The sequence below is a fragment of the Pseudomonas sp. 10-1B genome (assembly GCF_000935045.1).
Lineage (GTDB): Bacteria > Pseudomonadota > Gammaproteobacteria > Pseudomonadales > Pseudomonadaceae > Aquipseudomonas.
In genome coordinates, this window is record NZ_JYKS01000033.1 from 24,929 (window position 1) to 40,135 (window position 15,207).

Below are 15,207 nucleotides of genomic sequence, written 5' to 3' on the forward strand. Positions count from 1 at the left end.
GGACTGCACAAATTGTGCGGTCGGCATCTATGCCACTTGGCCATATTTGCACCGGCGCTTGCCAGCCAAAGCATTTCCCATGCAGATTTGTGGCTTGACGCGCCTGGCGCGCCTCCAATTGAAAAGCCACCAGGACCAAGGACGATGAGTCACTCCTCGCAATTCACTTTGCTCGGCAAGCGGCGTTTCCTGCCATTTTTCATCACTCAGTCGCTGGGTGCCTTCAACGACAACCTGTTCAAGCAGTCGCTGATCCTGGCGATTTTGTTCAAGCTCAGCCTGGGCGATGGCGACCGTTCGATCTGGGTCAACCTCTGCGCCTTGCTGTTCATCCTGCCGTTCTTCCTGTTCTCGGCGCTGGGCGGGCAGTTTGGCGAGAAGTTCGCCAAGGATGCGCTGATCCGCGCGATCAAGCTGGCCGAAATCGTGATCATGGCGATCGGTGCGCTCGGCTTCATCACCAACCACCTGGCGCTGATGCTGGTGGCGCTGTTCGGCATGGGCACGCATTCGGCGTTGTTCGGCCCGGTGAAGTACTCGATCCTGCCGCAGGCCCTGCGTGAGGAAGAACTGGTTGGCGGCAACGGCCTGGTTGAAACCGGCACCTTCCTCGCCATCCTCGCAGGCACCATCGGCGCCGGGATGATGATGTCGGCCGACAGCTATGCCACGGTCGTCGCGGGTGGTGTGGTCGGCACTGCGGTGCTTGGCTACCTGGCCAGCCGCTGGATCCCGCGGGCCGCCGCCGCCTCGCCGCAAATGCCGCTGGACTGGAACATCTTCAAGCAGTCGTGGGCGATCTTGCGCATGGGCCTGGGGCAGCCGCCGGCGGTGTCGCGGTCGATCGTCGGCAACTCGTGGTTCTGGTTCGTCGGCGCCATCTACCTCACGCAGATCCCTGCCTACGCCAAGGACTGGCTGCACGGTGACGGCACGGTGGTGACCCTGGTGCTGACGCTGTTCTCGGTGGGCATCGCCCTTGGTTCGTTGCTGTGCGAACGGCTGAGCGGGCGCAAGGTGGAAATCGGCCTGGTGCCGTTCGGCTCGTTCGGCCTGACCCTGTTCGGCCTGCTGTGGTGGTGGCACTCCGGCGATGTACCGGCTGCGGCGGTGCCGCACGATTGGCTGGCACTGCTGGGTATGGCCCAGGCCTGGTGGATTCTGCTGTCGATCGTCGGCCTGGGCATTTTCGGCGGCTTCTACATCGTGCCGCTGTATGCGCTGATCCAGGCGCGCACGGCCGAAGACCAGCGCGCCCGGGTGATCGCTGCCAACAATATCCTCAATGCCTTGTTCATGGTGGTGTCGGCGGTGCTCACCATCATCCTGCTGGGCCTGGCCGAGTTGAGCATCCCGCAACTGTTCCTGGTGGTGTCGCTGCTCAATATCGCGGTCAATGCCTATATCTTCAGGATCGTGCCCGAGTTCACCATGCGCTTCCTGATCTGGCTGCTCAGCCATTCGATGTACCGCGTGCAGCACCGCGACCTCGAGCGCATCCCCGACCAAGGCGCGGCGTTGCTGGTGTGCAACCATGTGTCGTTCGTCGATGCACTGCTGCTCGGTGGGGCGATCCGCCGGCCGATCCGCTTTGTCATGTACTACAAGATCTACAACCTGCCGGTGCTCAACTTCGTGTTCCGCACCGCAGGCGCTATCCCGATTGCCGGGCGCAACGAAGACCTGGCCACCTACGAACGCGCCTTCGCGCGCATTGCCCAATACCTGGCCGATGGCGAGCTGGTGTGCATCTTCCCGGAGGGCAAGCTGACCGGTGATGGCGAGATCGATGTGTTCAAGGGCGGCGTCAACCGCATTCTCGAAGAAACCCCGGTGCCGGTGATTCCGCTGGCCTTGCAGGGGTTGTGGGGCAGCTTCTTCAGCCGCGACCCGGCCAAGGGCCTGTTCAAGCGTTTGTGGTCGCGGGTGACCATCGTGGCGGGCGCGGCCATTGCGGTGGAAGCGGCGCAGCCAGAAGCGTTGCGTGAGCAGGTCAGCCGTTTGCGCGGCGATCTGCGTTAGCGCAGGAAATCAGCTGGCGCTGACTTTCAGGCCGACCAGGCCGGTAATGATCAGCGCCACGCTGACCAGCCGTACCAGGGCCATGGACTCGCCGAACAGGATGATGCCAGCGATCACCGTACCGACGGCGCCGACACCGGTCCAGATGGCATAGGCGGTGCCCAGCGGCAGTTCCTTCATGGCCAGGCCCAGCAGGCCGAGGCTGATGGCCATGGCGGCGACGGTGAGTACAGTGGGAAGTGGCTTGCTGAAGCCGTCGGTGTATTTCAGGCCGACGGCCCAGCCGACCTCGAACAGGCCGGCGAAGCACAGGATGATCCAGGACATGGTGCGCCCTCCATCGTTGCGAATGATGGGGCCGTCCCCGGAGTGGTCACGCGGTGCGTCGTGAGGTCGTCCTCACAGTGGGCAACATGGTGCACACCTGCAGCCTTCCGGGCAAGCCTGTACCGGCCCTATCGCCGGCAAGCCAGCTCCCACAGGATCACCACAATGCCCGAGCCCGTGCTAATCCTGTGGGAGCCGGCTTGCCGGCGATAGGGCCAGTACAGGCAACATCCATTTCCAAGCCAGCGGTGATCCCTGTGGGAGCGGGCAAGCCCGCGAAGAGGCCCGTACAGGCGCCATCAATGCCTGGCCGGCTCCACGCCTTCAGCCTCGACCGCAGGCTCACCCATACGCCGGAACCAAGTCGACAACAGCGCCCCGGAAATATTGTGCCAAACGCTGAACAACGCACTCGGCACCGCCGCCAGGGGTGAGAAGTGCGCTGCCGCCAGTGCCGCCCCCAGCCCGGAATTCTGCATGCCCACCTCCAGCGCCAGCGATTTGCGCTGGGCCAGTGGCAGCTTGCACAGTTTGCCGGTCAGGTAGCCGAGCAAATAGCCAAAGCTGTTGTGCAGCATCACCACCGCCATGATCAGCAGCCCCGACTCGGCGATCTTCGCCTGGCTGGCCGCTACCACCGCGCACACGATCATCACGATGCTCACCACCGACACCAGCGGCAGCACCTGCACCGCCGCCTGCACCCGGGCACCGAGCAAGCGCTGGGCCAGTACGCCGAGCACGATCGGCAGCATCACCAGCTGCAGGATCGACCAGAACATGTCCATGAAGGACACCGGCAACCAGGCCGAGGCCAGGAACCAGATCAATGCCGGGGTCAGCAGCGGCGCCAGCAGGGTGGTGACCGCCGCGATCGCCACCGCCAGCGCCAGGTCGCCCCGCGACAGCCAGACCATCACGTTCGACGCCGTGCCGCTTGGGCAGCAGCCGACCAGAATCACGCCCACGGCGATTTCCGGCGGCAGGTGGAACAGCTGGCATAGCAGCCAGGCCATGCCCGGCATGATCACGAAATGCGCGACCACCCCCAGCATCACCCGCCAGGGCTGGCGGGCGAGGGCGGCGAAGTCGTCGAGCTTGAGGGTAAGGCCCATGCCGAACATCACCAGGCCCAGCAGCGGCACGATGGCGACCTTGAGGGCGATGAACCATTGCGGTTGCAGGAAGGCCAGCACGGCGAACACCAGCACCCACAGGGCGAAGGTATTGCCGACGAAGCGGCTTAAGGCGGCGAGGGCACGCATGGGCAAGTCCTTTTATATTTATGAATTCAAGAGTTTCACTGACCCTTTCGCGGGCAAGCCCGCTCCTACAAAGGTACGACGATCCCTCGTAGGAGCGGGCTTGCCCGCGAAAGGGCCGGTACTGGCAAAAAATGACTTTCAGGCCAGCACCGGCATTTCAAGACACATCAGACCCCTTGCGGAATCTCCTCGCCACCCAGCGCTTCGAACAGCACCGGCAGGAACTCGGCAAAGGTCATCATCATCAGCTGGAAGCTGGCATCGAACTGCTGCGCAGCCTCATCACCACCATCCTGCTCGGCCTGCTCCTGCAGCAGTTCTTCGAACTTCAGGCGCTTGATCACCATCTTGTCATCGAGAATGAACGACAGCTTGTCCTGCCAGGCCAGAGCCAGCTGGGTCACTACCTTGCCAGTGCTCAGGTGCAGCTGGATTTCCTCGCTGGTCAGGTCCTGGCGCTTGCAGCGCACGATACCGCCGTCTTCGGCAGTGTCGCGCAGTTCGCACTCGTCCAGCACATAGAAGCCTTCGGCGGCTTGCTGCGACTTGACCCAGTCGGTCATGGTGGCGGTTGGCGCGATTTTCACTGTGGCCGGGCGCACCGGCAGCGAACCCATCACTTCACGCAGGGTCGACAGCAGGTCTTCGGCACGCTTGGCGCTGGCCGAGTTGACCAGGATCACGCCCTGGCGCGGGGCGATGGCGGCGAAGATCATCGAGCGGCGGATGAACGCACGCGGCAGGAAGGCCTGGATGATCTCGTCCTTGATCTGGTCGCGTTCCTTTTTGTAGACCTTGCGCATCTGCTCGGTCTCGATCTCTTCGACCTTTTCCTTGACCGCGTCGTTGACCACGCTGCTAGGCAGGATGCGTTCTTCTTTACGTGCCGCAATCAGCAGGTACTCACCGCTGACATGCACCAGGGGAGCGTCTTCGCCTTTGCCGAACGGCGCGACGAAACCATAGGTGGTCAGCTCCTGGCTGGCGCAGGGGCGGGCCGGCTTGCTGGCCAGGGCGGCTTCCAGCGCTTCAGCCTCGAACGGGACATCCTGGGTCAGGCGGTAGGTCAGCAGGTTCTTGAACCACATGAGGGGCAATCTCTCCTTAATGCATAAGGCGGGCATTATTCTCCGAGCGGTGGTCTGAGGCCAGCCCTGTCGCAGTGCCACTAGCCGTTTATGGCGCAAAGAAACGCCCGGCAACGCTAGGTCTTTGAAAGACATGAGGTTTTTTTTGAAAAAAGTTCAAAAAGTGCTTGCCAGGGTGCAGGGCCATCCGTAGAATGCGCGCCACACCGAGACGAAGGGTGATTAGCTCAGCCGGGAGAGCATCTGCCTTACAAGCAGAGGGTCGGCGGTTCGATCCCGTCATCACCCACCACTCGATGTATAGCGCAGCGGTAGTTCAGTCGGTTAGAATACCGGCCTGTCACGCCGGGGGTCGCGGGTTCGAGTCCCGTCCGCTGCGCCATATTCCACTTCCAGGGCCCACTGAACACCCGGAAGTAACAAAGAAAGCGACCTTAGGGTCGCTTTTTTTTTTGTGCCTGATTTTTGGCATTTCATCGAAGTTTGCAAAAACTTCGATAAGTGCTTGCCAGAGCGTCAAGTCGCCCGTAGAATGCGCGCCACACCGAGACACATGGGTGATTAGCTCAGCCGGGAGAGCATCTGCCTTACAAGCAGAGGGTCGGCGGTTCGATCCCGTCATCACCCACCACTCGATGTATAGCGCAGCGGTAGTTCAGTCGGTTAGAATACCGGCCTGTCACGCCGGGGGTCGCGGGTTCGAGTCCCGTCCGCTGCGCCATATTCCACTTCCAGGGCCTACTGAACACCCGGAAGTCACAAAGAAAGCGACCTTAGGGTCGCTTTTTTTGTTTGTGCACCCTGAGAGATTTCATCGCTTATGAAATTTTACTGGGGCTGCTCTGCAGCCCTTCGCGGGCACGCCCGCTCCCACAGTAACCGCATTATCTTTCAGGAGGGCGCTGTACCTGTGGGAGCGGCCTTGTGTCGCGATAGGGGCGCAAAGCGCCCCCAGCAATTTCAGCGGCGAAGCTCCTCTTCGCGCAACGTCAGCACCTCAAACCCATCCTCAGTCACCGCCACCGTATGCTCCCACTGCGCCGACAAGCCATGGTCGCGGGTAATCACCGTCCAGCCATCCTTCAACGTTCGCGTCCCGCGCCCACCTTGGTTGATCATCGGCTCGATGGTGAACACCATCCCCGGCTTCAACTTCATGCCCATGCCGCGCTGGCCAACGTGTAGCACCTCAGGCCCTTCATGCATCTGCTGGCCGATGCCATGCCCGCAATACTCGCGCACCACGCTGTAGCCCGCCGCTTCGGCATGGGCCTGGATGGCATGGCCGATATCGCCCAGCGTCGCTCCAGGGCGCACCTGCTCGATGCCTTTCCACAGCGCGTCATAGGTGCTGTCGACCAAGCGTCGGGCTTCATCGCTGACTTGCCCGATGCTGTACATCTTCGACGAGTCGGCGATATAGCCGCCCTGTTCCAGGGTGATGTCGACGTTGATGATCGAGCCTTCCTTGAGCACTTCATCGACTTTGGGCACACCGTGGCACACCACATGGTCCACCGAAGTATTGAGCGAGTAGGGGAAGCCGTACTGGCCCTTGCTCGCCGGGCGGGCCTTGAGGGTGTCGACGATAAAGGCTTCGGCACGGTCGTTGATCTGCATCGTGGTCACGCCGGGACGGATGAAACCGTCGAGGTCGGCGAATACTTGGGCCAGTAGCTGGCCGGCGCGGCGCATCAGGTCGAGTTGGGCGGGGGTCTTGAGGATCACCTGGGACATTGGGGAGGGCAGTTGCTCATGCTGGAATTTGCCCCAGCATAGCGCCACGGGGCGTCGGCTTGCCACCGCATGGTGCGCTGCCTGTGCCGGCCTCTTCGCGGGCTTGCCCGCTCCCACAGGTACATCATCACCCTGAGGCCTGGTGATATCCCTGTGGGAGCGGGCAAGCCCGCGAAGAGGCCGACACAGCTGGCCCATTAATTGCTGATCCACCTTCATCCCGGGCCATCAACGCCGATAGCCCACACAATTTCACGACAAAGGCGCCGTGTTGCCCAGCTTGCTTCTGCAAGCCGGGGCAGCCGGCGCCTTTTTGCATTTCCGAAAGGGGAGAGCGCCCATGGCCAACAGCGAAGTACGCAGCGTCTGCCCCTATTGCGGCGTCGGTTGCGGCATCGTCATGAGCGTTGCCGATGGCAAGGTCGGCAAGGTCAGCGGCGACAAGCAGCACCCCAGCAACTTCGGCCGCCTGTGCACCAAAGGCCTTACCGCGCACCTGCCGCTGACAGCCGCCGGGCGCCTGGAAGACGCCTATGTGCGCCAGCAGCGCAGCCAGCAACCGGCACGCACCGGCATCGACCAAGCCATCACCGCCGCCGCCACACGCTTGCGCGGCATCATCGACCAGCATGGCCCCGACGCCGTGGCCCTGTATGTGTCCGGGCAGATGTCGCTGGAGGCCCAATACCTGGCCAACAAGCTGGCCAAGGGTTTTATCCGCACCCGCTACATCGAGTCCAACTCGCGCCTGTGCATGGCCAGCGCCGGCAGCGGCTACAAGCTGTCGCTCGGTGCCGACGGCCCACCCGGCAGCTACCAGGACTTCGAGCACGCCGAGGTGTTCCTGGTGATCGGCGCCAACATGGCCGACTGCCACCCGATCCTGTTCCTGCGCATGCTCGACCGGGTCAAGGCCGGGGCCAAACTGATCGTTGTCGACCCGCGGCGCAGCGCCACCGCCGACAAGGCCGACCTGTTCCTGCAGGTGCGCCCCGGCAGCGACATGGCCTTGCTCAACGGCCTGTTGCACCTGCTGCAGCGCAATGGCCATACCGACCCCGACTTCATCGCCCGCTATACCGAAGGCTGGGACGAACTACCGGCCTTCCTCGACGACTATACCCCCGAGCGCGTAGCCGCTATCACCGGCCTGGCCGAGGCCGACATCATCAAGGCCGCCGAATGGATCGGCAGCGCCAGCGAATGGATGAGCTGCTGGACCATGGGCCTTAACCAGAGCATCCACGGTACCTGGCACACCAACGCCATCTGCAACCTGCACCTGGCCACCGGCGCCATCTGCCGCCCCGGCAGCGGGCCATTCTCGCTGACCGGGCAGCCCAATGCCATGGGCGGCCGCGAGATGGGCTACATGGGGCCCGGCCTGCCAGGCCAGCGCTCGGCACTGGTGGCGGCGGATCGCGCCTTCGTCGAGGCGCAGTGGGGCCTGCAACCCGGCAGCCTGCGCGCGGAGGGGGGCGAGGGTACGGTGGCGCTGTTCGAGCAGATGAACAGCGGTGAGGTAAAAGCCTGCTGGATCATCTGCAGCAACCCGGTGGCCAGCGTCGCCAACCGCCAGCAGGTAATCGACGGCCTGCGCGAGGCCGAACTGGTGATCACCCAGGACGCCTTTCTCGACACCGAAACCAACCGCTATGCCGACATCCTCCTGCCAGCCGCGCTGTGGGCCGAAGGCGAGGGTGTGATGATCAACAGCGAGCGCAACCTGACCCTGATGCCGCGCGCCGTCGAACCACCGGGGCAAAGCCTGGCGGACTGGCAGATCATTGCCCGGGTCGCCTGCGCCATGGGCTACACCGAAGCCTTCGATTACCCCGATGCCGAAGCGGTGTACGAGGAGATCCGCCGCTTCCACAACCCGGCGACTGGCTACGACCTGCGTGGCATTGGCTATGCCGAATTGCGCGAGCAGCCGCGCCAGTGGCCCTGCGCGCCAGGCCGCGACAACCCGCGCAGCCCCTTGCGCTACCGCAATGACGGCAGCAGCCAGGCGCTGCTGCATGATGCCCAGGGCGAATGCCCGGAGTTGGCCTTCCCGACGGCCAGCGGCAAGGCCCGCTTCTTCGCTCGGCCCTGGTTGCCGGCAGCGGAACTGCCGGATGCCGACTACCCCATGGTGCTGAATACCGGCCGCGTGCAGCACCAGTGGCACACCCTGACCAAGACCGGCAAGGTGCCGGCGCTGAACAAGCTGGAGCCCGGCCCCTTCGTCGAAATCCACCCTGACGATGCCACACGGCTGGGCATCGCCGAAAAGGACCAGGTGGCCATTCGCTCGCGCCGTGGCCAGGCCGTGCTGCCAGCGCGAATCAGCGACCGGGTCATGCCAGGCAACTGCTTCGCGCCATTCCACTGGAACGACCTGATCGGCGAGCAACTGGCGATCAACGCGGTGACCTGCGACGCGGTCGACCCGCTGTCGCTGCAGCCTGCCTTCAAACACTGCGCCGTGGCCCTGGAGCGGGTCGCAGGCGAGCGCATCGAAGCCCTTGACCTGAACACCCCCACTCCGGAGCCAGCCCGCATGCCCACCGCCACCCTTTCTCGTCTGCTTGGCCTGGATACCCTGCCAGCCCCGGTGCTGGCCGAGGAAGAGCGCCATTACCTGCAAGGCTTCCTGCTGGGCCTGGACCAGGCCCACGCGGCAGGTGTGCCCAGCCTGCCGGCCAGTGCGCCGCTGGCCGCCAACCGCCGGTTGTTCGTCGACGGTTTGCTGGCCGGGCTGTTCGCCCAGCCGGCGGCACTGCCCGGTGCCATGCCGGCAGCGCCACGGCATCAGGTGCTGTGGGCCTCGCAGACCGGTAATGGCGAGCTGTTGGCCGAACGCTGTGCCGAGCGCCTGCGCGGTGCCGGCCTGGACGTGCAGCTCAGTTGCATGGAGGCGGTCAGCCCGAGCCAGTTGCAGGGCGCTGCCAGCGTAGTGCTGATCGCCAGCACCTTTGGCGATGGTGACGCACCCGACAGCGCGACGGCGTTCTGGCAGGCCTTGCAGGGCGAGGAGGGCAGCCACTGCGCCGAGCTGCCCTATGCGGTACTGGCCTTGGGCGACTCCAGTTACGATCAGTTCTGTGGCTTTGGCCGCAAGCTCGACCAACGCCTGGCCGAATTGGGTGGCCGGCGCCTGCTGCAGCGGGTGGACTGCGAGCCGGATTTCGACGAAGCCTTCGCCACCTGGCTCGAAGCCCTGCTACCCACCCTGGGCAGCGCCGCTGTACCGCCGCCGCTCAGTGAGCCTGCACCCGTGGCGGCCTACAGCAAGCAACAACCCTGGGCTGCCACCTTGCTGGAGAACCGCCTGCTCAACGGCCCAGGTGCCAGCAAGGAAACCCGCCAACTGGTGTTCGACCTGGGCGGCAGTGGCTTCACCTATGCCGCCGGTGATGCCCTGGGGGTGTGGCCGCGCAACTGCCCGGCCTTGGTCGACGAACTGCTGACGCTGATGCAGCTCGATGGCCAGGTACTGGTCGAGTTGAAGGGTCAACCTGCCATGCCACTGGCCGAAGCCCTGCAAACGCAGCTGGAAATCGCCAAGGTCACGCCACAGCAGCTGCAGGAGTTCGCCAGCAATGCCGCTGACCTGCAGCGCCTGCTGCAGCCTGAATGCAAGGCCGAACTGCAGGACTGGTTGTGGGGGCGGCAGCTGGTCGATGTGCTGCGCGCCTTCCCCCAGCAACTGCCGCTGGCCACCTGGCTCGACTTGCTCAAGCCCTTGCAGCCGCGCCTCTACTCGATCAGTTCCAGCCCGCTGGCACACCCGGGCCAAGTGCACCTGACCGTATCGACGGTGCGTTATGGCGAGCGCAAAGGCGTGTGTTCAAGCTTCCTTGCCGACCGTGCGCAGGCAGTGAAAGTGGCGATCTTCCCGCAGGTGTCGAAGCACTTCCGCCTGCCTGAAGACGACAGCGTGCCGGTGATCATGGTTGGCCCCGGTACCGGCATTGCGCCGTTCCGTGCGTTCCTCGAAGAACGGCAGGCGCGGGGGGCGAAAGGCGGCAACTGGCTGTTCTTCGGCGAACAGTACGCGGCCACCGACTTCTATTACCAGGAGCAGCTGCTGGCCTGGCAGGCGGCAGGGCACTTGCGCCTGGACACGGCGTTCTCGCGGGACCAGGCGCAGAAGATCTATGTACAGCAGCGCATGCTCGAGCAGGGCGCGCAGCTGTGGCAGTGGCTGGAGGCGGGGGCGTACTTCTATGTGTGTGGCGATGCGCAGCGCATGGCCCGGGATGTGGATGCGGCGTTGCGGGCGATCGTGGCCGAGCATGGCGGGATGGATGCGGCTGCGGCTACGGCTTATGTCGAAGGCTTGAGCAAGGCCAAGCGCTATCGGCGGGATGTGTATTGAATGCACCGGGATGGTGGCTTGTGCACTGAGAATGTGCATGCCTGTGCCGGCCTCTTCGCGGGCAAGCCCGCTCCTACACAGGTCTGGAAACCTGTGGAGGCCCTTGTAGGAGCGGGTTTACCCGCGAAGAGGCCAGCACAGCAAACAGGATTGGCACACTCCCTGCTTTACCCCTGATACAACAACGCCCACTGATCAACGGCGATCAACCCGGGCCCTACCGTGATGAATACAGGCAAAGGCGCCTGGAGCTTCGGCTCCAGGCGCTTTTTTTTTGATCGAGGATCGGCTTATGAAGGCAACAGCGAGCAGCGGGCAACGACAGCGACTGGTCATCGTCGGCAACGGCATGGTCGGCCACCATTGTGTCGAACAACTGGTCAGCCGTGGCGCCCTGCAGCGCTTCGAGGTACGGGTGTTCGGCGAAGAGCGCCAACGCGCCTACGACCGCGTGCACCTGTCCGAGTACTTCGGCGGCAGCTGTGCCGAAACCCTGGCCTTGTGCGGGCAGGACTTCTACGGCGCCAACGGCGTGCACCTGCACCTGGGGGAAGCCGTGCTGGAAATCGACCGTGAACGCGGCGAAGTGGTGACTGCCGAGGGCCGCTACGGCTACGACCAACTGGTGCTGGCCACCGGTTCGTACCCCTTCGTGCCGCCGATCGAAGGTTCCAGTGGCAATGCCCGCCTGGTCTATCGCACCCTCGACGACCTCGATGGCATCCGCGCCGCAGCCAGTGAAGCCCGCCGTGGTGTGGTGGTCGGTGGTGGCCTGCTCGGCCTGGAGGCCGCCAACGCGTTGAAGTCCCTCGGCCTGGAAGCGCATGTGGTGGAGTTCGCCCCACGGCTGATGCCGGTGCAGCTGGACGGCGAGGGCGGTGCCGCGCTCAAGGCACAGATCGAAGCCCTGGGCGTGGGCGTGCACCTGTCCCGCGCCACTCAGTCGATCAGCCAGGGTGAAGCCTACCGCTACCGCATGAACTTCGACGGCGGCGAGCACCTGGAAACCGACCTGATCGTGTTTTCCGCCGGTATCCGCCCGCAGGATGCCCTGGGCCGGGCCTGTGGCCTGGAGATTGCCGCCCGCGGTGGCGTGGTGATCGACAACCACTGCCGCAGCAGCGACCCACGCATCTTCGCCATCGGCGAATGCGCCTCGTGGAATGGCAGCGTGTTCGGCCTGGTCGCCCCGGGCTACAGCATGGCGCGCAACCTGGCGGCGTTGCTGATGGGGGAAGCGCAGGTGCCATTCACTGGCGCCGACATGTCGACCAAGCTCAAGTTGCTGGGCGTGGATGTCGGCTCGATCGGCGATGCCCACGGCGCCACGCCGGGGGCGCGCAGCTATCGCTTCATCGACGAAGCCAACAGCGCCTACCGCCGTTTGGTGGTGGATGCCAGCGGCAAGCACGTGCTCGGTGCGGTACTGGTCGGCGACAACAGCTACTATGACACCTTGCTGCAGTACGCCCAGAACGGCATTGCCCTGCCGGCCGACCCGGCGGCGCTGATTTTGCCGCAAAGTGGTGGTGCGCCGGCCCTGGGCGCCGATGCACTGCCCGACAGCGCGACCATCTGCTCTTGCCACAACGTCAGCAAGGGCGCGGTCTGCGCCGCTATCGACAGTGGCTGCAGCGACCTCGCCGCCGTCAAGGGCTGCACCAAGGCCGCTACCGGTTGCGGTGGTTGTGCGGCCTTGCTCAAGCAGGTGTTCGAGCACGAGCTGAGCGCCCGCGGCGTGGCAGTGGACAAGAGCCTGTGCGAGCACTTCGCCTACACCCGCCAGGAGCTGTACGGCCTGGTCCGGGTAGGCGGCATTCGCAGCTTCAACGAACTGCTCGAACGCCACGGCAAGGGCCACGTTGGCTGCGACATCTGCAAGCCGGCGGTGGGCAACATCCTCGCCTCGTGCTGGAACCAGCCGATCATGGACCCAGCGCTGGTACCGCTGCAGGACACCAACGACACCTTCATGGCCAATATGCAGAAGAACGGCACCTACTCGGTGGTGCCGCGCATCCCCGGCGGTGAAATCACCCCGGACAAGCTCATCGTCATCGGCCAGGTGGCCAAGAAGTACGATCTTTACACCAAGATCACCGGCGGCCAGCGCATCGACCTGTTCGGTGCCCAGTTGCACGAGCTGCCGCTGATCTGGGGCGAGCTGATCGAAGCCGGCTTCGAAACCGGCCACGCCTACGGCAAGTCGACCCGCACGGTGAAATCGTGCGTCGGCAGCACCTGGTGCCGCTATGGCGTGCAGGACAGCGTCGGCATGGCCCTGCGCCTGGAAGACCGCTACAAGGGCCTGCGCAGCCCGCACAAGCTCAAGTTCGCGGTGTCTGGCTGCACCCGCGAGTGCGCCGAGGCACAGAGCAAGGACATTGGCGTGATCGCCACCGACAAGGGCTGGAACCTCTACGTGTGCGGCAACGGCGGCATGCGCCCGCGGCATGCCGAGCTGTTCGCCACCGACCTAGACGACGCAACCCTGGTACGCCTGATCGACCGCGTGCTGATGTTCTACATCCGCACCGCCGACAAGTTGCAGCGTACCTCGGTGTGGCGCGAGAGCCTGGAAGGCGGGCTGGATTACCTGAAGCAGGTGATCATCGACGACAGCCTGGGGTTGGCCGCTGAGCTGGAAGCGCAGATGCAGCATGTGGTCGACCAGTATGAATGCGAGTGGGCCAACGCCCTGAACGACCCTGAGAAGCTCAAGCGCTTCCGTACCTTCGTCAACGACCGGCGCGCCGACCCGGACGTGCATTTCGTGCGCGAACGCGAACAACGCCGGCCTGCTGCACCGCTGCACCTGATTCCCACTGTCGAGGAGGCTGTCTGATGAACCTGTCCAATGCTGCTGTGAAAACCCAAGAGAACTGGCAGGCGGTTTGCCAGGCGGATGACCTGGTGGCCGATTCCGGGGTGGTGGTGTGGCTCGATGGGGCCCAGGTGGCCTTGTTCTACCTGCCGGGGCAGGCGCAGCCGCTGTACGCGGTGGCCAACCGCGACCCGCGCTCCGGTGCCAACATCATTGGCCGCGGGCTGGTGGGCAGTGTGCAGGGCGAGTTGGTGGTGGCCGCGCCGTTGTACAAGCAGCACTTCAGCCTGCAGAGCGGCGAGTGCCTGGAGGATGCCGGGCAGCGCCTGCGGGTGTGGCCGGTGCGCCTGAATGGTGAAGCTGTCGAGTTGGCTGTCGCCTGATATTCATCTGCTGCCTGTATCGGCCCTTTCGCGGGCACGCCCGCTCCCACAGGAATACCCACAACAGTCCAGACATGTGCAGTACCTGTGGGAGCGGGCGTGCCCGCGAAGGGGCCAAAGCAGATTATCTGTCAGCAGCAATGCGGTAAGCTTGCGGCCATGAACCTCGACACCCGCATCAAGTACCGCCACCTGCTGTGCTTCCTGGAGATTGCCCGGCAGGGCAGCCTGGCCAGGGCTGCCGATATCCTGGCCATCAGCCAGCCGGCGATTTCCAAGACCCTCAAGGAACTCGAAGACCTGCTCGAAGCACGCCTGTTCGCGCGCAGCCGCCAGGGCGTCGAGCTGACCCCGGCCGGGGCGCGTTTCATGCGCTACGCCGGGCCCAGCGTGCAGGCCCTGCGCGATGGCGTCAGCAGCCTGCGTGGCGAAGCGCGGGCGCCGTCGCAGGTGCGTATCGGCGTGCTGTCCACGGTCGAAGGCCTGCTCATGCCCGAAGTGCTCTGTCGCCTGCACCAGCGCCATGAAGCGCTGGTGATCAGTGTGGTCACCGGGGTCAGCGCGCAGTTGCTTGGCCAACTGCACCTGGGTGAGCTGGAGCTGGTGGTCGGGCGCATGACCGACAGCCCGCAGATCCAGGGCCTGTCGTTCGAGCACCTGTACAGCGAATCGATGAGCCTGGTGGTGCGGCCGGGCCACCCATTGCTGGCCAGCTCGCCAGTGGAACGGGCACAGGTGGGGCGTTACCCGCTGGTGTTGCCGCCCGCGGGCACCACCATCCGCCAGCACGCCGACAGCCTGTTCGTGCAATGCGGCATCCAGATGCCGGCGCAACGTCTGGAAACCCTGTCCCTGGCCCTGAGCCGGCGCTACCTGCTGGGTAGCGAAGCGGTGTGGGTAGCGCCGCGCGACGCGGTGTTGCTCGACCTGCGCCGTGGCGAGCTGGTCGAGCTTGACCTGGGTGTGCGCGAGCCGGGCGGCTCGGTGGGCATCTGCCGTAATGCCGCCTTGCCGCAGAGTTTGCCGGGGCAATGGGTGTGCGAGGTGCTGCGCGAAGTGGCAGGGGAGTACCGCGAAGGCAACTACCCCTGAGTGATGGAAAAGCGGCACAACTGGTCAATACTGGCCAGTGGCTGCAAACGCTAGGATGAATAAGCCTTTAACTACTGAACTTCCTTACCAAAACCCGCTCCTA

At 64.4% G+C, this 15,207-nt stretch carries 9 protein-coding genes and 4 tRNA genes; 9 read left to right on the forward strand and 4 right to left on the reverse strand.

The features are described 5' to 3' along the window. The first annotated feature begins 144 nt into the window (after window positions 1-144). On the forward strand, window positions 145-2,022 hold the full coding sequence (locus TZ03_RS18345) for a 1-acyl-sn-glycerol-3-phosphate acyltransferase (protein WP_051099620.1): 1,878 nt from the start codon (window positions 145-147) through the stop codon (window positions 2,020-2,022). A gap of 9 nt (window positions 2,023-2,031) precedes the next feature. On the opposite strand, the gene sugE is transcribed toward TZ03_RS18345, so the two are convergent. The 3 genes from sugE to rdgC form a co-directional block, all read right to left on the reverse strand. Further along, window positions 2,032-2,349, reverse strand: a complete 318-nt coding sequence (sugE, locus tag TZ03_RS18350; RefSeq protein WP_051099621.1) for a quaternary ammonium compound efflux SMR transporter SugE — start codon at window positions 2,347-2,349, stop codon at window positions 2,032-2,034. 299 nt (window positions 2,350-2,648) lie between these two features. Then, on the reverse strand, window positions 2,649-3,614 hold the full coding sequence (locus tag TZ03_RS18355; RefSeq protein WP_051099622.1) for a bile acid:sodium symporter family protein: 966 nt from the start codon (window positions 3,612-3,614) through the stop codon (window positions 2,649-2,651). Window positions 3,615-3,781: 167 nt separating this feature from the next. Continuing rightward, window positions 3,782-4,702 carry a recombination-associated protein RdgC gene (gene rdgC, locus TZ03_RS18360; RefSeq protein ID WP_051099623.1) on the reverse strand — a complete coding sequence of 307 codons (921 nt, stop codon included), beginning with the start codon at window positions 4,700-4,702 and terminating at the stop codon, window positions 3,782-3,784. Between the two features lie 216 nt (window positions 4,703-4,918). Here rdgC and TZ03_RS18365 point away from each other — a divergent pair. The 4 genes from TZ03_RS18365 (at window position 4,919) to TZ03_RS18380 (ending at window position 5,423) form a co-directional block, all read left to right on the forward strand. Continuing rightward, window positions 4,919-4,994 (forward strand) — tRNA-Val (locus tag TZ03_RS18365). Window positions 4,995-5,007: 13 nt separating this feature from the next. Next, window positions 5,008-5,084: transfer RNA gene (locus TZ03_RS18370), tRNA-Asp, on the forward strand. A 173-nt stretch (window positions 5,085-5,257) separates the two neighbouring features. After that, window positions 5,258-5,333: transfer RNA gene (locus TZ03_RS18375), tRNA-Val, on the forward strand. A gap of 13 nt (window positions 5,334-5,346) precedes the next feature. Beyond that, window positions 5,347-5,423: transfer RNA gene (locus tag TZ03_RS18380), tRNA-Asp, on the forward strand. A gap of 239 nt (window positions 5,424-5,662) precedes the next feature. Here TZ03_RS18380 and map read toward each other — a convergent pair. Then, entirely contained in the window at window positions 5,663-6,439 is a 777-nt protein-coding gene (map, locus tag TZ03_RS18385) for a type I methionyl aminopeptidase (RefSeq protein WP_051099624.1), read from the reverse strand. A gap of 340 nt (window positions 6,440-6,779) precedes the next feature. Between map and TZ03_RS18390 the strand changes: the two genes are divergently transcribed. From TZ03_RS18390 to pcaQ, 4 genes are all read left to right on the forward strand, one after another. Next, entirely contained in the window at window positions 6,780-10,805 is a 4,026-nt protein-coding gene (locus TZ03_RS18390; RefSeq protein WP_051099625.1) for a bifunctional nitrate reductase/sulfite reductase flavoprotein subunit alpha, read from the forward strand. Between the two features lie 292 nt (window positions 10,806-11,097). Then, window positions 11,098-13,650 carry a nitrite reductase large subunit NirB gene (gene nirB, locus TZ03_RS18395; RefSeq protein WP_051099626.1) on the forward strand — a complete coding sequence of 851 codons (2,553 nt, stop codon included), beginning with the start codon at window positions 11,098-11,100 and terminating at the stop codon, window positions 13,648-13,650. After that, entirely contained in the window at window positions 13,650-14,012 is a 363-nt protein-coding gene (gene nirD / locus TZ03_RS18400; protein ID WP_051099627.1) for a nitrite reductase small subunit NirD, read from the forward strand. The genes nirB and nirD overlap by 1 nt, the downstream gene beginning before the upstream one ends. Window positions 14,013-14,171: 159 nt before the next feature. After that, complete coding sequence (pcaQ, locus tag TZ03_RS18405) at window positions 14,172-15,104, forward strand: pca operon transcription factor PcaQ (protein ID WP_051099628.1); 933 nt, start codon at window positions 14,172-14,174, stop codon at window positions 15,102-15,104. Window positions 15,105-15,207 lie beyond the last annotated feature (103 nt).

Excerpts from the sequence above, each read along its gene's own strand:
- TZ03_RS18345 (WP_051099620.1), top strand. The coding sequence starts at position 145 with ATGAGTCACTCCTCGCAATTCACTTTGCTCGGCAAGCGGCGTTTCCTG.
- sugE (WP_051099621.1), bottom strand. The coding sequence starts at position 2,349 with ATGTCCTGGATCATCCTGTGCTTCGCCGGCCTGTTCGAGGTCGGCTGG.
- TZ03_RS18355 (WP_051099622.1), bottom strand. The coding sequence starts at position 3,614 with ATGCGTGCCCTCGCCGCCTTAAGCCGCTTCGTCGGCAATACCTTCGCC.
- rdgC (WP_051099623.1), bottom strand. The coding sequence starts at position 4,702 with ATGTGGTTCAAGAACCTGCTGACCTACCGCCTGACCCAGGATGTCCCG.
- map (WP_051099624.1), bottom strand. The coding sequence starts at position 6,439 with ATGTCCCAGGTGATCCTCAAGACCCCCGCCCAACTCGACCTGATGCGC.
- TZ03_RS18390 (WP_051099625.1), top strand. The coding sequence starts at position 6,780 with ATGGCCAACAGCGAAGTACGCAGCGTCTGCCCCTATTGCGGCGTCGGT.
- nirB (WP_051099626.1), top strand. The coding sequence starts at position 11,098 with ATGAAGGCAACAGCGAGCAGCGGGCAACGACAGCGACTGGTCATCGTC.
- nirD (WP_051099627.1), top strand. The coding sequence starts at position 13,650 with ATGAACCTGTCCAATGCTGCTGTGAAAACCCAAGAGAACTGGCAGGCG.
- pcaQ (WP_051099628.1), top strand. The coding sequence starts at position 14,172 with ATGAACCTCGACACCCGCATCAAGTACCGCCACCTGCTGTGCTTCCTG.